The sequence below is a fragment of the Cellvibrio fibrivorans genome (assembly GCF_031457055.1).
Taxonomy (GTDB): Bacteria; Pseudomonadota; Gammaproteobacteria; order Pseudomonadales; family Cellvibrionaceae; genus Cellvibrio; species Cellvibrio fibrivorans.
Genome location: NZ_JAVDVX010000004.1, coordinates 14,907 through 35,018, shown reverse-complemented (window position 1 = coordinate 35,018; position 20,112 = coordinate 14,907). Strand labels below are relative to the sequence as shown.

The window sequence follows — 20,112 nt, the reverse complement described above, 5'->3', positions numbered from 1 at the left end:
ACAATCTGAGAATTCTGCTCAGGGTTATAGATTGGGAGGAGATTTAGACCAAGCGGTACAGCTTTGTCCAAGCAGGATCGGGCTTCCATGTTGCTGCCCAGTGAGGTAAGTCGGCAGCGGGCATTGGGCGGGCGATGCCGTAACCCTGCGCTAGTTCGCAGCCGAGTGGGATCAGCAATTCTCCGTGGGCGACAGTCTCTACACCTTCTGCAATAACTTTGCGATGGAATGCATTGGCTAAACCGATTACACCTTTCACAATTTCCAGATCATCCGGGTCGTCGAGCATATCGCGGATAAATGTCTGGTCAATTTTTAACAGTTCGGCGGGCAGGCGTTTTAAATAGGTCAGCGATGAATAGCCAGTGCCGAAATCATCCACCGCAAAGTGCACGCCCAGAGCACGACATGAGCGCATTAATTCCGCGACTTCGGCGATATCTTTCAACGCGCTCGTCTCTACGATTTCCAATTCCAGAAAATCCGGAGGAACCTCAGGGTGCATGGACAATTGGGCGGCGAGGCGCGCAGCAAAATTTCCCTGCTGCAATTGTTGCGCACCTACGTTTACGCTCACCGGAATATTCATACCCAAGTTGCGCCACAGAGCGATTTGCCGCAGCGCATCGTCGATCACCCAATCGCCCAGCTCGATACTGAGTGGATGGTCTTCGATCACCGGCAAAAAAGCGGCGGGTGCTAATAAGCCGCGCTCGGGGTGCTGCCAGCGCACCAGTGCTTCGGCACCGATAATTTCTCCGGTGCGCATATTGACCTTGGGTTGGTAGAACAATACAAATTCTTTTTTATCGAGCGCGGTGCGAATATGTTCAAGCGATTCGCGTTGATTTTTGGTGGCTATATCTTTTGCGACATCAAATAAGTGATAACAATTTTTGCCCGCTTGTTTGGCGATATACATTGCTTGATCGGCGTGACGCAAGAGTTGGTCGGCATCGGCGTTATCCTGTGGATAAAGTGTTGCGCCAATACTGGCAGAGACGCGCAAAAATTGTTGGTTGAGCATCACAGGTTCGGCAGCAACAACCAGCAGGCGATTCAATATAATTTCGTAATCGTTTGGGTTTTCCAAACCTACCATCACCACCACAAATTCATCGCCGCCAATGCGCGCGAGTGTATCGCCTTCACGCAGAACTTCTTTTAAACGATGTGCGATATTGACCAGTAGCTGATCGCCCATGTCATGGCCGTGTTGGTCGTTGACGGCTTTGAATCCATCCAGGTCGAGATAGACTACAGCCACTGAGCCACTTGTGCGATGGTTGTGTGCCATGGCTTGTTTTAACCGGTCCGCAAGTAAAACGCGGTTGGGTAAACCGGTTAACGCATCGTAATGGGCGATGTATTCGAGCTGGCGTTGGTGTTCTTTGATGGGAGTAATATCGGTAAATAAATTCACATAATTTTGCGCAATACCATGGATATCTTGCACGGCGCTAATGGTCATCATGGATGCAAAAATTTCACCGTTTTTACGCTTGTTCCAAATCTCTCCCTGCCAATCACCTTTGTTAATCAAGTCGCGCCAGAGCGATGAATAAAACTCCTGATTGTGGCGACCGGACTGAAGCAGGCGGGGGTTTTTTCCGATGACTTCATCGCGGCTATAACCGGTGATTTCTGTGAAGACGTCATTGGTTTCAATAATGTTGCCCTGGGCATCGGTAATTAAAATGCCTTCGCTCGCGTGAGTAAATACACTTGCGGCGAGATGCAAGCGCGACTCGGCGAGCGATTGCTCAATGGCAAGTGATGTCAGGCGCGCTTCGCTTTCAATTAAACGGATCTCGTCGTCAGTGGGATTGCGCATGTGGCTGTGGTAGAGCGCAAAGGTGCCCAACACTTTGCCCTGTGCTGACATGATAGGTTGTGACCAGCAGGAGTTAATATTGGCGCGGGTCGCAATATCACTGAAGCTTTTTGTCCAAGGGTGGTTATGTACATCGGCGATGATGACGCGGTGGCCAAAAAAAGCAGCGCTGCCACACACGCCCATCCCTTCTCCAACCGGCAGGCCATCAATCGCCTGAATAAAATAATCAGGTAAACCTTGCGATGCAGCGTTATGCAAATGTTTCTCTTCGCTATCGAGCATCATAATGCTGCAAAAACTACCCGGTAATAGCGTTTCAATATCGAGCGCAAGTGTTGTAAGTATGTCATGCAGCGCCACTTTGGCGAGCAGCATTTCCAAAATGCGATTGTGGTGATGGTGACGGCGCTCCGCTTGTTTGCGTTCGCTGATGTCTTGATAAATTCCGGTCAGCCGCACGACCTTGCCATTTTCCATATGCGCAGTGCAGGTAGTGCGGATATCGATTTTGCGACCTTTGAAGGTAATTTTTTCCACTTCAATATCAAACACTTCGCCGGTTTCCATGGCGCGGCGCAAGGCTCGCGAAATGCGCTCGCGCGATTCGGGTGGATACATGGAAAAACCTTCGTCGAGGCGAGGGGTGTACTCTTCAGGAGTGGTGTCGTGGATGCGATAAGTTTCGGCGGTCCAATAAATACTTCGTGTCGTCACATCCATTTCCACACCGCCGACATGGGCGATGGCTTGGGATGCCTCTAATATGCGCGCGCTGGTGCGCAAAGCTTCCAATTGATGGTGCTGGTGTTGACTGAGTTCGGTGAGGTTTTTTTCCAGTGCCTGCAGTTCTTCGCGCTGTAATTCCAGCGCCATTTTGTAAATTTGCAGTTCGCGTTCAAGCTGTTGCTGCCCGCTGAGTTCGGGCAGTGGTTTTCCTCCGCGCAAATCTTTCGCCTGCCATTGGGCAAGTGCGCGGCGATAAAGCTCTGAGTTGTCCGATGAAAATTCGGCTGTCATTGATTTCAACTATTCCTTCTCGCAAAACTCCCTGATGCAGGGTAACTCTGGGGTTAACAGGCTGGTCGTTGAAATATAGCAGCGGCTAATCAGTGTGTCGAAGTGACTGCAAGAGTATTTTGGGCGTAAGTTAGGATTGTTAGAACCAAAGTGATGAGCACCGTTATTATTGCGTGAAAATATTAATTAAACGGCTGTTTTTATGGCTGTGGCGTACATATTAATAAATTCTAATAACTATTTGATCCTGTGGGAAGCTTGGTTAGACGATGGGATGTAATGCCCTGTAATAATTTGCGTGCGTTGTTATTTTGGGTGACACAGGTACACCCAAGCGTGCGTGCGATCGCATTTATTACTCCTGGGATTGTGTAAAAGAGTGGTTACTTTCTTGATTAATAAATTGAAGATTTCAATAGAAAGGGGTGGAATCTGTTGTGGATTCTACAGAGCTGATTTTAGTTAAGGATGGTGCTTACGATGAAAAATATAATTTTCATACTTCCTGTGTTGTTGACACTGATTTCTTTTCAATCCCATGCGCTAATAATTACGGATGTGCGCAAAGATGCCGCGATCAGGGAAGGCTATGATGGCTTTTCCACAGATATGATCGCGCTGGGCTATAACCCGCAAACGGATATTGTTAACAGCGTGCGCTTATATGTCCGTGTCCACGAAATAATTGATGATAGCGATATAGATATGCCGGGCTCGGATACCAGCGAGTTCGTGATATTTTATACGATGCTATTCGGTGCGCGAATGCATGTGTATCCCGATGTCGATAACGAAAGCTTTGAGTTCGTGCGCGATTATTTTCCCGGCGAAGATACTTGTGTTATCTGGGGTATGTTTGAGTGTGATTATGATCCAGTAAAAACGGGGCAATTCGGTATTGGCATTGCGGCATCTACCGATAATTTATGGTTAGATGAAGCACGTTGGGAACTGGATATCACCCGCACAGCTATCGATGAACCATCAGCACCGATATTATTTTTATCCGCAATATTATCGTTAATATCTTGTCGTTATTGGCAGCGAGCCAACACTAAAAAATAAGTAAAAAATTATAAGCCAGCGCATCCACTCCGTATGCACTGGCTAATGTTGCATATTATTCGGCGTTTTTCGATTGTTCTGCTTTGCGCTTATAAAATTCCTGCAACACAAAAAACGATTTTTTCTTAACGCCTTCATTGGAATAGATACCCTTGCGATTGTAATCATCCTGGATTCCATCGAGCAGACGACGCGGTGAGCGGAAGTCGGCGAGAATCCAGGGTGAGGTGCCAACAAAACCGTCGATTTTATCGATCATGCCCAAGGTTTTACGATAGAGGTTTTCCTGAAATTCTTCGGTAAAAATCTGGTTTACATCGCCGTGCAATCCCTGTTTTGCGCTACCGCCAAATTCGCTGACAAAGACCGGCTTGTTGTAGCTGATCTCCCAGGTCACCCTATCGGCTTTTTCGGGCAAACCATCGTACCAGCCTATGTATTGGTTAAAGCTCACCATATCGACCAAATCCGCGAGCGGATCTTCTACTACCGCGATATTGGGATTGTCACTGCGGTAATGTTTTTCCATCGCTGCACTTAATAAGCGGGTGTTATCCAATGCGCGCGCTTTTTTTGCAAGGCGTGCGAGGAATTGGTTACGCACATCCGACACAGGCGTTTCATTGGCGAGCGACCAGATAATCACGGCGGCGCGGTTTTTATCGCGCTCAATCATCGCTGCCAATTGCGCTTCAGCGTTTTGGTAAGTGGCTTCGTTTTTCCAGTTGATGGTCCAGTAAACTGGAATTTCTGACCAGACCAATAAGCCCATTTGGTCGGCGAGGCGCACCATATCTTCGTTGTGTGGATAGTGGGCGAGGCGCACAAAATTTGCATTTAACTCTTTTGCCCAGCCCAATAATGTTTGCGCTTCTTTGGCATGACTCACGCGGCCGCCGCCATCGGCAGAATATTCTTCATGCACTGAAATGCCGCGCAAGAAAAGCGGTTTGCCGTTCAACAATAATTGTTTGCCCTGGGTGGTGATGGTGCGTAAGCCAATGTTGTCAGTTAACTTGTCGCTGCCGCTGCTGATTTGTACGGAATAGAGTTTTGGCGTTTCCGGTGACCAGAGTTGTGCATCGGGTACTGCGAATGAAAAACTGGCGCTGCCGTTTTTATCGGCGGTGAGTGTTTGTTTGATATTTAATTCAGGTAATCGCAGCTGGATTTTTTCACCACCTTTTGCACCATCCAATAACACAGCACCGGTTACGGTTTTTTGCTCCAATGAGGTGAGTGCGATTTTGTAATCGCGGATAAAGGTGCGCGGGACATTAAAGAGTTTTACCTCACGGGTAATGCCGCCGTAATTCCACCAATCGGTGTTGAGTGTGGGTACGGCATCGGCATGGCGTTTGTTATCTACTTTAATAATTAATGAATTGTCTTTAGGTTTTAATTTTCCGGTTACTTCGTAGTGGAAAGGCGTAAAACCACCGATATGTACACCGAGTTTTTTACCGTTTAAATACACATCGGCGCGATAGTTTACTGCACCGAAGTAGATAAACTGGCGATCGGTTTTTTTCGCAGCGGGTGCATCAAATTTTTTGCGATACCAAACGCTACCTTCATAGTAATAGAGTTTTTCTTTTTGGGTATTCCAATCACCGGGCACTTGCAATGTGTCTGCTTTATCGAAATCGTATTCAATCAGATCCGAGGGTGTTTTTTGTTTTGAATCGGTAAAGAACGCATTAACGGACGGATTTTCCTGCTGGTCAAACGGTTCGTAGCGATAGTTGTAGTAACCGTTTTCGTAAGGATCGACGATGATTTTCCATTCGCCGTTGAGAGAGGTTGCATCGCGTCCATATGCTTGAATTGATTGTGCCTGTAAAGGTAGTTCTGCTGCGAGTGAGAATTGCGAAATTCCCAAGCTGAGCACAAGCAGGCTGGAGACTTGCAACCAGCGGGTAACTGATAGTTTCATGGTGGTGTTCTCTTGTCGTCGACAGTAAGTGTTATTGGTTTTATGCGCCCGTCTGATGCGGGCTGATTGTCAGGTAAAGCTTATTTCGTTATAAATTTCACGGTTTGAATCGCCCTTCGTCCGCAATGATGTCCGGGCGCTCCATTAAAAAATCTGCATCGGCTTTTGGGAGTTGCCCTGCGTTTTTCCCTAACCCCCAATTCCGCACCTTCTCCATATACAAATACACCACCGGCGTCGTAAATAGGGTAAGCAATTGGCTGACAGCGAGGCCGCCGATGATTGTAATGCCGAGTGGGGTGCGCAGTTCGGAGCCTTCGTTAAAGCTGAGAATTAACGGCAGCGCACCGAGCAGGCCGGCGAGGTTGGTCATCATGATCGGGCGCAGGCGCAGGAGAGCGGCCTGGAAAATGGAGTCGCGCGATGACAATCCTTCTTTTCGCTCCAACTCCAACGCGAAGTCGATCATCAGAATTGCGTTTTTCATCACTATGCCGATCAATAAAAATAAACCGAGCATAGCGATCAAACTAAAAGGCGTATCGCTCAAGCGCAATGCGAGCAATGCGCCGATTCCCGCTGAAGGCAGCGTCGATAAAATCGTGAGCGGGTGAATGGTGCTCTCGTACAAAATCCCCAGAATTAAATAGACCGCAAGCAATACACAGGCAATTAATACCGCCGGATCTTGCGCCATGCCAGGTGTGCTCGGGCCCCAACCGGGGCGACTGCTGCCAGCGGGTGCGAGGTAGACTTCTTTAGGAACCATCAGCTCGGCGATTTTATTTTCGATTGCGGCGCGGGCTTGTTCTTCGGTGTAATTTTCCGCTACGCCGTAACCGATACTCTCGGATGCAAATTGATTGCTATGGCGCACGCGGTCTTCGGCCAAACCGTAATTGAAACTGGAAAAAGTCGAAAGCGGAACGCGTTTGCCATCGTTAGTGATAACTTGCAGTTGTTCTAGTACAGCGGGCGTTGCGGTGTAGCCGGGCTCCAGTTCCATCACCACTCGGTATTGATTCATCTCGTCGAACATGGTGGAGACTTGCCGCTGCGAGAAGGAATTGTTGAGCATGCTGGCGACCGCGTTCATGTTCACGCCTAAGCGCTGCGCTGCTTCGCGGTCAATGGTCAGTACGACTTGCTGGGTGCCTTCTTCTTTTACGCCGTCGATCTCGGTCAGCTCCGGCATTTTTTCCATCGCCGTGGTGATTTTTGCGGCCCATTTGTGCAACAGTTTTAAGTCATCGGCGAGCAACATGAGTTCCTGTTCGCTGCGGCTAAAGGGCGAGCTGAGGCGGATGTCCTGATCCGGGCCGATCATCAACATAGCGCCGGGAATGCTCGGCATTTGGCGACGCAATCTGTCCACCACTTCATGAACTGACACGCCGCGCTCGGCCATGGGTTTGAGGCTGATACGCATCCAGGCATTGCTCACGCCGTTGCCGCCACCGCTCGCGCCGAATACATCTTCAACCGCTGGATCAGCTAACAGGAGTTGGCGGAATTGCTGGATTTTCGGTTGCATCAATTGGAACGAAAAGCCGTCGTCGCCGCGAATCCAGCCTGTCATTTGGCCGGTGTCTTGCTCGGGTAGCATGGTTTTGGGAATCGCGACGTAGAGGTAAATATTAATCCCGATTACACCCGCGAGAATCAACAACACAATACGGCTATGGCGCAGTGCCCAATCCAGGGCGATGGAATAGCCGTTTTTGATGTCATCAAAAATACCGGGTTTATGTTCTTTTTTCGGCTCGGCTTTCAGAAGTTGCGCGCAGAGCGCGGGTGTGAGGCTGAGTGACACCGCGAGCGAAATAATCATCGCGGCGGCGAGGGTGATGGAGAATTCGCGGAAGAGTTTTTCCACCACGCCGCCCATCAATAAAATCGAGATAAAGACCACCACCAGCGTGATATTCATCGCCAGCAGCGTAAAGCCCACTTCGCGCGTGCCTTGAATCGCGGCTTGAAAGGGTGAAAGGCCGCGCTCGATATGGCGTTTGATATTTTCCAACACCACGATTGCATCGTCCACGACTAATCCGGCGGCGACAATCAGTGCCATCAACGACAAATTGTTGAGCGAAAATCCGTAGAGATACATGACCGCAAAGGCGCCGATAATCGCCACCGGAATTGCAAGGCTCGGGATAAGCGCGCTGCGGGCGCTGCCGAGAAATACCCAGACCACGCCGACCACTAACAAGACTGAAAGCACCAAGGTGATCTGCGCTTCTTTGAGCGTGGCGCGGATGCCGGGTGAACGATCCATTACTACTTTGAGTTGGGTATCGGCGGGCATAAGGGCGCGCAGCGCGGGCAGTTGGGCGTTAATCGCGTCGATGGTTTCAACGATATTGGCACCGGTCTGACGGCTAACGGTCAGGGTCACCGCTGAACTTTGGTTGTGGAAACCATCGGTGTAGCGGTTCTCGACTGAATCGGTAACGGTAGCAACATCCTGCAGACGCACGACACCGCCTTCGTCGCCGTAGCGGATCACGAGGGTCTGGTAATCCTTGGCTGAACGCAGGCTTTCATTGGTATGCACCTGCCAGCGGGTGTCATTTTCTTCGAGCATGCCAATCGGGCGCATCACATTGGCGTTAGCGACCGCGTTGCGCACTTCATCCAGGGCGATGCCGTAATTGGCGAGGGCATTGGGGTTGAGTTGGATGCGCACGGCGGGCAGGGAAGCGCCGTCGATTCCCACTTGGCCGACGCCTTTAATCTGCGACAGTTTTTGCGCCAGTATGGTCGCGGCTGAGTCATACAGAGCTGCGGGTGAGAGGTTAGGCGAACTGAGTGCGAGCGCCATTATCGGCGCTTGCGAGGGGCTGATTTTGCGATAACCCGGATTGCCCGGCATACCCGCAGGCAACTGGCCACGGGCGGCGTTAAGTGCGGCTTGCACATCGCGCGCGGCGGAATCCAAGTCCCGGTCGAGGGTGAATTCCACCCAGATAAAGGTTGAGCCTTGGGTCGAGTTGGAGTTGATCGCCGTCACGCCGGGAATACTGCCGAGCGCGCGTTCCAGTGGTGTCGCAACAGTTGATGCCATGCTTTCCGGGCTGGCGCCGGGCAGGCTCGCCTGAATCTGCACGGCAGGGAAATCCACCTGCGGCAGCGGGGCGACCGGCAGCATTCGCCAAGCCAGCAGCCCGAGCAGGACGATACCAACCGCCAGCAAGCTGGAGGCGACGGGGCGTTTTATGAAAGGATCTGCGATAAACATGATGTTTTACCGTAGGTTGCTGGTGAGCCTGCGAACCGCAACATGACCAAATATCCGCTTGCACTGAAACCTGATTCAAAGCTCCATTTGACTTTTGGTTGGCGCGGTGAGATGGTCATGTTGCGGTTCGTTCCTCACCGGCAACCTACGTTTGTGCCTCCTCGGAGAATTCGTTTGCAGTTGGCCTGCCAACCCAACGATCAAAAAACAAATACACCACTGGCGTGGTAAACAAGGTTAACACCTGACTTACCAGCAACCCGCCCACCATCACCAAACCCAAAGGCTGGCGCAATTCCGCGCCGGAACCGCTGGCGAGCATGAGTGGTATGGCGCCGAACAAGGCGGCGAGGGTGGTCATTAAAATCGGGCGGAAGCGCATTAACGCGGCGCGATGAATCGCCTCGCGCGGGCTGAGGCCGAGGCTGCGTTGGGCTTCGAGCGCGAAGTCCACCATCATAATGCCGTTCTTTTTCACCAAGCCGATCAGCAGTACCACCCCGATCACTGCAATCAAATCCAGCGGTTGGCCGGTCAGCAATAAGGCGAGCAGAGCACCTACAGTTGCCGAGGGTAGGGTGGACAAAATGGTCACAGGGTGAATAAAACTCTCGTACAAAATCCCCAGCACGATATACATAGTCACAATCGCCGCCAGCACCAACCAAAGCGTATTACTCAGCGATGCACGGAACGCCTCGGCGGCGCCTTGGAAGCGGAGTTCCAAGGCGGCGGGCAAATCCAACTCGGCCTGCGCAGCTTCAATCGCATCGATTGCTTCACCGAGGGACGCATCGCCCGCGAGATTGAAGGAAATAGTTGTTGAAGGAAATTGGCTCTGGTGATTGATCAACAGCGGCGCCGGGCGCTGGGTGATTTTGGCGAGGGTGGTTAGCACGACCGGTTTGCCGGAGCTGCTGGCGACGTAGGTATTTTCCAGCGCTTTCAAGCCTTGGGCGTAATCCGGATCGACTTCCAGCACCACACGATATTGATTCGCTTGGGTAAACAGGGTGGCGATCTGTCGTTGCCCGTAAGCAGTTTGCAGCGCACCGGCGATATCACTCACGCGTACACCGAGGCGCGCGGCAGCGTCGCGATCAATTTCCACATAAGCTTGCAGGCCACGGTTTTGTAAATCGGCGGCGATATCGGCGAGCGCCGGTTCCTGCCGCAAACGTTCCAGCACGCGCGGTACCCACTCATCCAATAATGCGGAATCCGGCGTGGTCAGGCTGAATTGGTATTGGGTGCGGCTGACGCGATCTTCGATACTCAATTCCTGCACTGGCTGGAACCAGGCGGTAACACCGGCGACGCCTTTGATCTGTTCCCGCAACCTGTCGATGATGTCGCTCGCGCTCGCATCCCGCTCGTGGTGGGGCTTGAGGTTTATCAGCAAACGGCCAGAGTTGAGGGTGATATTGCTGCCGTCCACACCGATAAACGATGAAAGCCCTTCTACATCCGGATCTTTGAGAATCAATTCCGCCAAGGCTTGCTGCTTCTCGGCCATGGCACTGAAGGAGGTATCCTGCGGCGCTTCGGTTACAGCTTGAATCACACCGCTGTCTTGAATTGGAAAAAAGCCTTTGGGCACGGCGAGGTAGAGGCCAGCGGTGAGCAACACGGTGCCTATCATTACCGCCATAGCCGCCGTTTGGTGTTGCAGAACTTTATCCAAACCGCGCCCGTAGCTGGTGATCAACCGCTCCATAAAGTCCGGTTGGGCGTCGTTGTGCACCGGTGCGTGTTTGAGCATACGCGCGCACATCATGGGGGTGAGGGTGAGCGAGACCAGCAGCGAAATACCAATCGCCACTGCCAGCGTAATCGCAAATTCCTGAAACAATCGCCCGACCAGATCACCCATAAACAACAGCGGAATCAGCACGGCGATCAATGAAATCGTCAGTGATACCAGCGTAAAACCAATTTCTCCCGCGCCCTTGAGCGCCGCATTCATCGGCGATTCGCCCTGCTCGCGGTGGCGGGCAACGTTTTCGAGCATCACTATCGCGTCGTCAACTACAAATCCGGTGGCGATAGTGAGTGCCATCAAGGTCAGGTTATTGATCGAGAAGTCGAGGAAGTACATAGCCGCAAAAGTGCCGACCAAGGAGAGTGGCACCGCGAGGCTGGGGATAATGGTGGCGGGCACCGAGCGCAGGAAGACGAAAGTAACGGCTACCACCAGGCAGATCGCAAAAATCAGTTCTTTTTGCACATCGCGAATCGAGGCGCGGATGCTGTGTGTGCGGTCGCTGAGCATGGCCACATTCACCGCTGCCGGTAATGTCGCAGTGAGTTGTGGCAGCAGTTTTTGTACGCTGTCCGCCACATCAATTACGTTGGCGCCGGGCTGGCGTTGGATATTGATCAGCACCGCCGGTTGATCATTGGCCCAGGCGGCGAGGAAGCGGTCTTCAGCACCGTTTTCTACGGTCGCCAAATCGCCCAAGCGCAGGGGTGAGCCATCGCGCCAGCTGATGAGTAAATCGCGGTATTCCTCAACTGAGCGCATCTGGTCATTGGCGTCGAGCATGGTGGAGCGCTGCGCGCCGTCGAAGCTGCCTTTGGGTTGGTTGGTATTGGCGGCGACTATGGCGTTGCGCACCTGCTCAAGGCTCATCTGGGTATTGGCGAGTGCATTGGGGTTGACCTTGATACGGATCGCCGGGCGCTGGCCACCCGCTAGAGTAACCATCCCCACACCCGGCAATTGCGCCAGTTTTTGCGCCATGCGCGAGTTCACCAGATCGTAAACTTCCGGCAAGGGCAGGCTCGCCGAGGTAACGGCAAGAGTCATGATCGGTGCATCAGCGGGATTTACTTTGCGATAAATCGGCGGGGTGGGCAGATCATTCGGCAGCAGGTTATTCGCCGTGTTCAGGGCCGACTGCACTTCCTGCTCAGCCACTCCCAAATCCACTTCCAGCGAAAACTGCAGGGTGATGATGGAAGCTCCGGTGGAGCTGGTGGACGACATTTGCTTCAAACCGGGAATCTGCCCGAGGCTGCGCTCCAGCGGTGCGGTCACGGTGCGCGCCATCACATCGGGGCTGGCGCCGGGGTTAAAGGTGAACACCTGAATAATCGGGTAATCCACTTGCGGCAAGGCGGCGACCGGCAACAGGCGGTAGCTCAGAATTCCGGCAAGTAATAGCGCCAGCATCACCAGCGAAGTGGCGACGGGGCGCAAAATAAAGGGGCGGGACAAACTCATTGGTTATCTCTAATTAATAAGAAACTTCAAACAGGGCGCTTTTTAGGTTGCTGCGGGCCGCGCAGGCTGAGCCTGCGAACCGCAACATATCCATCTCGCCGCGCCCACCAAAAACCAAATGGAGCTTTGAATAGAGTTTCGGTGCAGGTGGCGAGATGGTCACGTTGAGGTTCGTTCCTCAGCCTGCGCGGCCCGCAGCAACCTACGTTATTCCATCACCTTCACTTCTTTGCCTTCCCAGAGGCGGTCGATCCCCTCCAACACCACCTGCTCACCTTCGGTCAAACCTTCCAATACGGAGGTGCGCGGACCTTCAAGTGAGCCCAATTTAATCGGACGAATTTTGGCTTTGCCTTCTTCAATTACATACACATAAGTCCCTTTGGACCCGTATTGCACTGCATCGATAGGAATGGTCACAGCGCCATCAAGTGTGCTCAAGTGCAGGCGCGCATTCACAAATTGATTGGGGAAGAGGCTGTCGTCGGTGTTGTCGAACTGGGCTTTCAAGCGCAGGGTACCGGTGGCGGTATCGATTTGGTTATCGAGTGTAGTGAGTTTGCCGGTGGCCAATAAACTCTGCTCAGTGCGATCCCAGGCTTCAACCGGTAACGCGGTAGAGGCTTTTTCAGCGGCCAAATATGCACCACGCACGGCCACCAATTGGTTTTCCGGTATGGTGAAAGAGACCGCAATCGGCTGGGTTTGGGTGATAGTCACTAAGCCGTTGGCATCGCCGGTTTTTACCAGATTACCCACATCTACCCGGCGCAAGCCCAAGCGCCCGGTAATGGGGGCGGTGATGCGTGTATAAGACAGCTGCAGGCGCGCGTCATCCAGCTGTGCGGTATGATTTTTCAGTGTGCCGCGCAATTGCTCTACCAGCGAAACCTGCTTGTCATACTGTTGTTTGGCGATGGAATTTTTGGTCAGCAGTTGTTCGTATAAACGTAAGTCTTCTTCCGCATTTTTTAACTGCGCGCGGGTTTCTTGCAGCGTCCCTTCCGCTTGATCCAGTTGGACTTTATAAGTCGCCGGGTCGATCTCGGCCAATAACTCGCCTGCTTTCACCTGCTGCCCCTCTTCAAACAACACTCGCAGCAATTGCCCATCGGCGCGGCTGCGCACTGTCACCGTATTGAGTGGCGCTACGTTGCCAATCGCTTTTATATGCACTTTCAAATCTTCTTTGGTTGCCTTCACCACATGCACCGGCGTTGGTCCCATCCAGGGATTCGGTGGCGGCGGTAGTTTTTCCGCTGGTTTACGCACACCAAAAAACCACACCAGTAGCAAGACGAGAACCACAGCGATAGCCGCCAACCAGCGCTGGCCGCGCGACAAACGATTTACAGACGCAAACATGAACATATCCATCAGTTGATTAATTTGAAGCAATTCTTTTAGTAAACAATCGGCTTATGTTGCTGGTGCAATCTTTCTGTTGAAAAGCCAGCAATTGAAACGTGGCGCATTAAGTTGTGAGGCTAGTATGCAAGGAATAAGCCCGCAATGCTTTTTACATTTCCCGACGTTTGGTTACAGAGAGGAGGGTTTTTTTGCAGATAGGGGTGGTGCCTGCCGGTGTTTGATGGCGAGCACCGGCTGGTGGTCGATCAATTCAATATGTAAGCGGATTGAACAGATACTGTTTGTAATCATCCTTCAGTGTCGTAATAAAAGGATTGTCCATGTTAATAAAATGGCGTTCGTCCAGTTTTGCGCGCTTTAAATCTTCCTCATGCGCTGCGCGCCATAAATGTTGATAAGAGCCATCTTTATAGGCGATCTCAATACCTTCTTTGAGGCGATCCATCAGTACTTGATTGCTCTTGTGACTAAACAAAAATTTAGGCAGGGGATAATAGAGGGCGAGTTTATTTTCCAATTGAAGATCGGATATTTTGGCCGTCTTCAACTCATGAAAATATTCGGTCGGACTGGGGCAGAATAGATCAGCGCGGCCGGCTTGGGTCATACGGAACAGGCCGGTGATATTGCTCCCCTCCACAATCGGCACGCCGTGGTGCTGTAAAATTTTTGCATCCAGCCAACCGGCGCCCACACCCATTTTGTAGTGTTTAAGCTGACTTAAATTTTCAATCTGCTGCACTTGCGTAGTGAATTTTTTATTGGCATAGCAGATGCGATAACTCAGCGCACCTAACTCGACGGGAAACGGAATATAGATAAGGTTGCCGCTCTCTACCAGCGCATCTTCGTAGCTGAGTACCATCACAAAATTTTGGTAGAGGTTTTGGCTGAGTGCAGCTATGGCATGGGTGCGGGAAATGACGTTCACAGGCACCATCTCAAATGCACCGACTTTTTTCTGGGTTTTTTCCAGTGCCAATTGAATAACCTGCTGCTCGAAGGTTTTGCGTTTTAAATCGCCAAAATCGGGGAGTTTATGCGTCACAACCAAGGTCTGTGGGGCGGGATTTGCAGGAGCTTGAGCGTTGGCAACACCGGCAATAATTGCCAGCACAAGTATCCACATGAATTGGTGCATTCAATAAAACCCGGATATTAATTGGAAGCGATAGGAGGTGTAGTTTTTTATTCAACCAGAAAATGACTGGTGAGCGAAGTGTAGGCTATCCGGGGTGATAGCGCATAGAGGTGTTGTTAACAAGATTGGATTTTATTCTATTGCGCGCACGGCGTACGCGCTCTGGCGAGGCGGAGAATTAAAATTTATTGCGCAATACCAACAACAAACTGCCAAACAACAAGCAGCCAATACCCAATGAAATGGGAATGTTGACCCGTTGCTCTTCTTTAACGCTCAGCTTCAGCGGCCCGATATTGGTCTCGTGAGTTTCTTTGGTATAACTGAATCCGCCGTAAGCTAAACCTAATATGCCAAGGACAAGCAGGGCGATGGCAATTATTTTTGTAGTGTTCATGATGTATTGCTCGTTGTGATAGACAGATTTCATTGTAATTTTTGGCGGAGAGATAGTCTGTTCGCTGGCGTACCCCCAGTGTTATCGGGCGGCAACTTGTTCATAAGGCGAATGTGTTGAGATGGCGCCGTTGCGATAGCAGCGCCATAACGTCTCCAGAGTTGAATCAACAACAAGTTGAAACCCTTGGGAATCTGCGGAGGGCAACGGCGTTCCCGTGAGCAGGGCGGTAAAAAGTTCGAGCGGATTCTGTTCAAATTTGAGCGATAGTGAAAAAGTCGGTGTCGTTAAATTGGCAGACGCCAGTTGGCTAGCGGATTTTATGCCCGCTTCAAATGCAATCAGCGTTTTAGTAGTGGTATCGACCTGTGCGTGGTTTTCTAAAAATTGTTTAAACTGTTCCAGCTCCGCCGCAAAAAATAAGGTGCGTACTGGTTGGTTAGTGATGTATTCAACAATCACGTCGGTAAGGCCAGTGCGTTTGAGTAATTCTATTGTCAGGGGGGCAGTTGAACATACGCGGCTCATGCGCCACCACTGCTGAATTTGCTGGGTAACCTGCAACCCTTTTGAATCCAGAATCTGCGTTAACCATTCCTGCTCACCCGGTGTGAGCTGAAGGGCATTTTCATACGCACCCATTGAGCCGCGCGTCAAACCCACCAGACTGCGCTGTACATCAAGCAGCGACATTGTCCAACTCCTTGCGGCAATCCAGATAATAATTCCACAGGGATTTGCAGCGATCCAATTGCGCGATAATGCGAGCCTCGCCCATTAGCGGCAATGCTTGTTCAAGTAACTCATAGGTGATGGCACAAAGATTGGGCAACTTCGGCAAAATCCATTCGAGCAGCGCCCATACTTCTTCCGGCACTTCACTACTGTGTACATCCAATAGAAAACCCTCATGAGTAACGCCACCGGCAATATGAATTTCTATCACACGATCAAACTGTAAACGGGCCAATGCCGCGTAAGGATCAAAGCCAAAATTGATCGCGTTGCAATAAAAATTATATAAATCGAGTAAGAGTCCGCAATCTGTGCGGGCGAGTAGTTGGTTTAAAAAATCAATTTCATCCCAAGCCTGTGCATGGCTGGAAAAATGCGGCAGATAATAGGTGGTGTTCTCGATCAGGAAAGGTGCGCTGTAACGTGTACACAAATGTTGGATGCGCGGGCAAAGTAAATCCAATGCTTCTGCTGTAAACGGCATTGGCAACAGCAAGCCAGCATGGTCTTCCGATCCATCCGGATTTTTTACCAGAGTAAAACCCAGATGTTCGCTGTGCCAACAAAAAGGTTGTTGTTCCTCGTAATTGTCGAGCATCGTTAAATAGTCAGCATTCCAACCACTGGCAGAACCGAGCGATAAACCGAGTCCATGTACAATCACCGGGCATTTGCGCCCCAGTGCGAGTGCGTCCTGCAATTTACGCGTATCCAGCTGAAAGTGACGGCTGTTGTTTGCTGCGATAACTTCTTCGCAAAAAATGTCCGGGCTTACTTCGATGTAATCGATACGGTCGAGGTGAGTGTAGATGAGATCTTGAAAATCCCAGTGATAATTAATCCCTACACCGAGTTTGCGCAGTGATTTTTGTGGCAGCATTTCCTTCTCCCGACATTGATCGCGCCGATAAATGCGCTGGGCACTTACCGGCGCAAAAAAAGGCTTAGCGTTGTGACAGGGTTGCAGCAGCGGGAATACGTGTATCCAGGCGAATTACCGGATTGATGCGAAAACGTAAATCAAAACCGTTAAAGCCGCAATTTAAGCAGCCGGTCAGCTTGCCTAGCTGTTTGATGACACTGTACAAATCATCCATTACCAAGTCACTGCTATTAAAGGCGACATCGATAACCTGAGTGCCGGTGGCTTTTATCACATTGCCACCCGCGTCATAGCAGGTTTGCGCGCTGGCAGATTCCGCTACCGCCAACGTAGCCACCGCACCTGCTGCCAGCACTGAGTTGCGCAAAAAATCGCGACGCTCTTTAGTGGCAGATTCATCGATTTTGGTATCTACTGATTTATCTTCTGACATGGTCCTTCTCCTAAAAAGATTAATGGGATTAAAGAACAAAACTTGCCTCCTTGCTAGTGAAAGGCGTTTTGCCCTTACCTCAAATTATTCTCTTTCTCTGCAAGCGATGGCGGTGAAAAAAGAGCGCTGTTTACTGTGATTAATTACCCGAACGGGATATGAATAAATCACAGCTTTCTGTGTGTATGGAGGCTTAGCATCACAGTGTGTGGTAGTCGTTGCCTTTGGGATGAAGGCGCTTCCGCAGATGCACCAGGGATGAAGCGCCAGAGGAGATACTTCCAGTGGCTGTGGAACCATTCACCAGTCGTAAAAGGAAATTTGCCGGTTAGTGTTTTTTATCTTTCTTATTCGTCGCGCCTTTGTAGTGCAGCGTGGTTTTCCTTTTGGGAAAGCTGCGGTGAAGCATTTATCCGGCTGGCGAATACAGCAATTTTCCTCACTACGTAAATGTGTTTTACGCCTTGCTTATTAAGGCCAACATTTTTCTTGAGAGGATTTTTTCATGAACACATCATTTGACAATCTTGTTATTCCGCTTAGGTTCGATGGAAAACCGGAGGAAGATATTCCCCTGGTTGCTTTTTTGTTTTCCCGCAGCGGTAAGTTGCTGGAAAAAACCGCCGTGCGCGGTGAAGCCGTGGAGTTTAAAACGGCGGGCGCGAACCCGCGCTTGTATAAAGTGTTGGTCGCTCCTGCAGGTGATAAAGCGATAGATGACATTGCCACTATCGCTGAGCTTGAGCGTTTCAAACCTTTTGAAGTGGTGTTGGATTTCAACCGCGAAGGGCTTCTCAACCCGGTGTTAATTCCCCGCGATTATCCGCTGCTTTGGTTGCGTCGCTCCTGCCGGGTGCGCGGGCGCGTCATTAAAAATTTTTCGCTCGGTACGCTCACGCAAGATCGCGGCATTTGCCATGCGCGTGTACATATATGCGAAGTTGACCGCATCCGCTGGTGGATACAAAAAATTCCGGATCGCATCATCGCTAAAATTCCGGAAATTGTTATCCGGCCGGAATGGCCATTTCCGATTCCGGAACCTGAGCCGTTTGATCCTATCGGCCCGGTGGCAACTGAGCTGAATCCACAACCGCTACCGCCGCGCTTCCAGTTTGATGCGGTATCTGAATTTCCAGTGCGCTCGTCGGCGCTGGCAGCGCTGCAAAAAACGGCAGTAAATGATTCGTCAAATCTACGCGCTGCACCTGAAGCGTTAAGTGCAGCGCAGTCGGTGCTGTTGTCGTCACCAAAAATTCTCAGCCAATTAAATTCCGGCAAGGTTGCAGCGATCCGCCAGGCGCTGATCGAAAACTTTGCGCTTTTCCATCCCTATTTTTGCCATGTCTCCTGGCTGTGGCCGTATTTTTACCGCTACGACCAAGTCGCTTTGGCTTATACCGATTTGAACGGCGCCTTTGATGTCACTTTCCATTATTGGAATGATGGTGACAAACCGGATTTGTATTTTTGGGTGGAATATTTAATCAATGGTGTCTGGACAACCGTTTATAAACCCTCGGTGCCTTGCAATACTTATTGGGATTATCTGTGCGGCAGTTCAGTCACAATCCGCGTTACCGATCCGCGTGTGCGCTGGGAATGTAATGATGTCATTGATGGCGATATTGTGTGGATTAAAACCATTGGTTCCAGCGCAAGCGTTAACCATATCAAACAGGCTGATCAATACTCGGTGATCCAGGGGAAATTATTTAACCATGTGGGTTTGACCGATGTGTTTATGACCGGTGGCAGCAGTGCGCTGGATAATTATCGCCGGCCGTTTGGTGGCACACTCAATTTTGTTGTGCAATTTGGCAGTGGTTTGCCCGCGAATGGCATGTACTATTATCGCTGGAGTTATCGTCAATTGCGCAATGCGGATTTGTCCAATTCACCTGCAATTGCGCTAATGTCTCTGCATAAAGGCCAGGCGCTACACAAGGCCTATACCTATGAATATTTTGATGCACTTAACCATAAACATTTTGGACAGAATACCTTTAAGTTGGGTCCGGTATCGCTCAACGGCCAGGATGATTTATACATAATCCCGCCTGCATTTCCGGCATCCAATCCGGTTAATGCGCCGGAGTTGAGCCCGCTCTGGGATCAAAACACCATTACGGCGAGCGTGGATTCAACACAATTTGCCGATGGCCTGTACGAATTTGTGCTGGAATTGTTTGATGTCAACGGCAACAAATTGGCAGTAATTCCAAAACACATTTTCCAAGTGCCGCACTACACCAGCTTTGCGCCTTCCATCGATGCACCGGATGAGTATTTGTTAGTGAACGGTGCCAATGCCGATGGCTTTACCATGAGTGCACGTGTGGATAACCAACGCTGTGAAGCGACGATTTATAAAATCAAAGTGAATGGCAGCGAAGTTTCGTCTGACTGCTGTGGCTTTGTGCCTTATCCGCCTAATGCCAATATTGAAGTTGCCTTCCGCGCCTATCATCCACACAATTTTGCAACCTTTAGTTTTGTGGTGAAAAAAGGCACCTGCAATGATGCATTGCAACAAGGCTTTACCAATGCCAGTGGCATGGTGATTGGCAATGCGGATAATTACACGCGCGATAGCAATAGCATTTACCGCGAGGGATTTTCGCCCGCGCAATTGTTAGGTGTTTGTGTTGCTGGAGGAAAGGCTGCTTTTGCTGAACATGTGTATGTAACCGCACTGGCAACCAACGGCTATGATCGGCTCTCGTATCTGGATGCATCAGATTTGGCCGCCTTCGCGCTGGAGCCCTTATAAGCCAGGAACTGTTATAAAAAGGCAACATTACAAAGCATATAGGGTAAAAATCTT

At 50.6% G+C, this 20,112-nt stretch carries 12 protein-coding genes; 2 read left to right on the top strand and 10 right to left on the bottom strand.

From position 1 onward, the window contains the following. Positions 1 to 43: 43 nt before the first annotated feature. Positions 44 to 2,854: an EAL domain-containing protein gene (locus J2X05_RS11530; RefSeq protein WP_310073261.1), complete on the bottom strand. Its 2,811-nt coding sequence runs from the start codon at positions 2,852 to 2,854 to the stop codon at positions 44 to 46. A gap of 480 nt (positions 2,855 to 3,334) precedes the next feature. On the opposite strand from J2X05_RS11530, the gene J2X05_RS11525 reads away from it, so the two are divergent. Next, positions 3,335 to 3,919, top strand: coding sequence for a hypothetical protein (locus J2X05_RS11525; protein ID WP_310072589.1), 585 nt, complete (start codon positions 3,335 to 3,337; stop codon positions 3,917 to 3,919). Between the two features lie 55 nt (positions 3,920 to 3,974). Here J2X05_RS11525 and J2X05_RS11520 read toward each other — a convergent pair whose 3' ends face one another. The 9 genes from J2X05_RS11520 to J2X05_RS11480 all read right to left on the bottom strand — a co-directional run bounded on the left by J2X05_RS11520 (position 3,975) and on the right by J2X05_RS11480 (position 17,285). Next, positions 3,975 to 5,855, bottom strand: coding sequence for a glycoside hydrolase family 2 protein (locus tag J2X05_RS11520; RefSeq protein ID WP_310072587.1), 1,881 nt, complete (start codon positions 5,853 to 5,855; stop codon positions 3,975 to 3,977). 97 nt (positions 5,856 to 5,952) lie between these two features. Next, on the bottom strand, positions 5,953 to 9,099 hold the full coding sequence (locus J2X05_RS11515) for an efflux RND transporter permease subunit (RefSeq protein WP_310072585.1): 3,147 nt from the start codon (positions 9,097 to 9,099) through the stop codon (positions 5,953 to 5,955). A 145-nt stretch (positions 9,100 to 9,244) separates the two neighbouring features. Continuing rightward, on the bottom strand, positions 9,245 to 12,325 hold the full coding sequence (locus J2X05_RS11510; RefSeq protein ID WP_310072584.1) for a multidrug efflux RND transporter permease subunit: 3,081 nt from the start codon (positions 12,323 to 12,325) through the stop codon (positions 9,245 to 9,247). Between the two features lie 207 nt (positions 12,326 to 12,532). Continuing rightward, positions 12,533 to 13,690, bottom strand: a complete 1,158-nt coding sequence (locus J2X05_RS11505) for an MdtA/MuxA family multidrug efflux RND transporter periplasmic adaptor subunit (protein ID WP_310072582.1) — start codon at positions 13,688 to 13,690, stop codon at positions 12,533 to 12,535. Between the two features lie 256 nt (positions 13,691 to 13,946). Continuing rightward, positions 13,947 to 14,837, bottom strand: a complete 891-nt coding sequence (locus J2X05_RS11500; protein ID WP_310072580.1) for a transporter substrate-binding domain-containing protein — start codon at positions 14,835 to 14,837, stop codon at positions 13,947 to 13,949. A gap of 178 nt (positions 14,838 to 15,015) precedes the next feature. Beyond that, positions 15,016 to 15,234: a hypothetical protein gene (locus J2X05_RS11495; protein ID WP_310072577.1), complete on the bottom strand. Its 219-nt coding sequence runs from the start codon at positions 15,232 to 15,234 to the stop codon at positions 15,016 to 15,018. An 81-nt stretch (positions 15,235 to 15,315) separates the two neighbouring features. Next, complete coding sequence (locus J2X05_RS11490) at positions 15,316 to 15,927, bottom strand: hypothetical protein (protein WP_310072575.1); 612 nt, start codon at positions 15,925 to 15,927, stop codon at positions 15,316 to 15,318. Beyond that, positions 15,914 to 16,849: an MbnB/TglH/ChrH family RiPP precursor modification enzyme gene (locus J2X05_RS11485; protein WP_310072573.1), complete on the bottom strand. Its 936-nt coding sequence runs from the start codon at positions 16,847 to 16,849 to the stop codon at positions 15,914 to 15,916. Before J2X05_RS11485 ends, J2X05_RS11490 begins: the two co-directional genes overlap by 14 nt. Positions 16,850 to 16,913: 64 nt before the next feature. After that, entirely contained in the window at positions 16,914 to 17,285 is a 372-nt protein-coding gene (locus tag J2X05_RS11480; protein WP_310072571.1) for a hypothetical protein, read from the bottom strand. Between the two features lie 505 nt (positions 17,286 to 17,790). Between J2X05_RS11480 and J2X05_RS11475 the strand changes: the two genes are divergently transcribed. Beyond that, complete coding sequence (locus tag J2X05_RS11475; RefSeq protein ID WP_310072569.1) at positions 17,791 to 20,058, top strand: hypothetical protein; 2,268 nt, start codon at positions 17,791 to 17,793, stop codon at positions 20,056 to 20,058. Positions 20,059 to 20,112 lie beyond the last annotated feature (54 nt).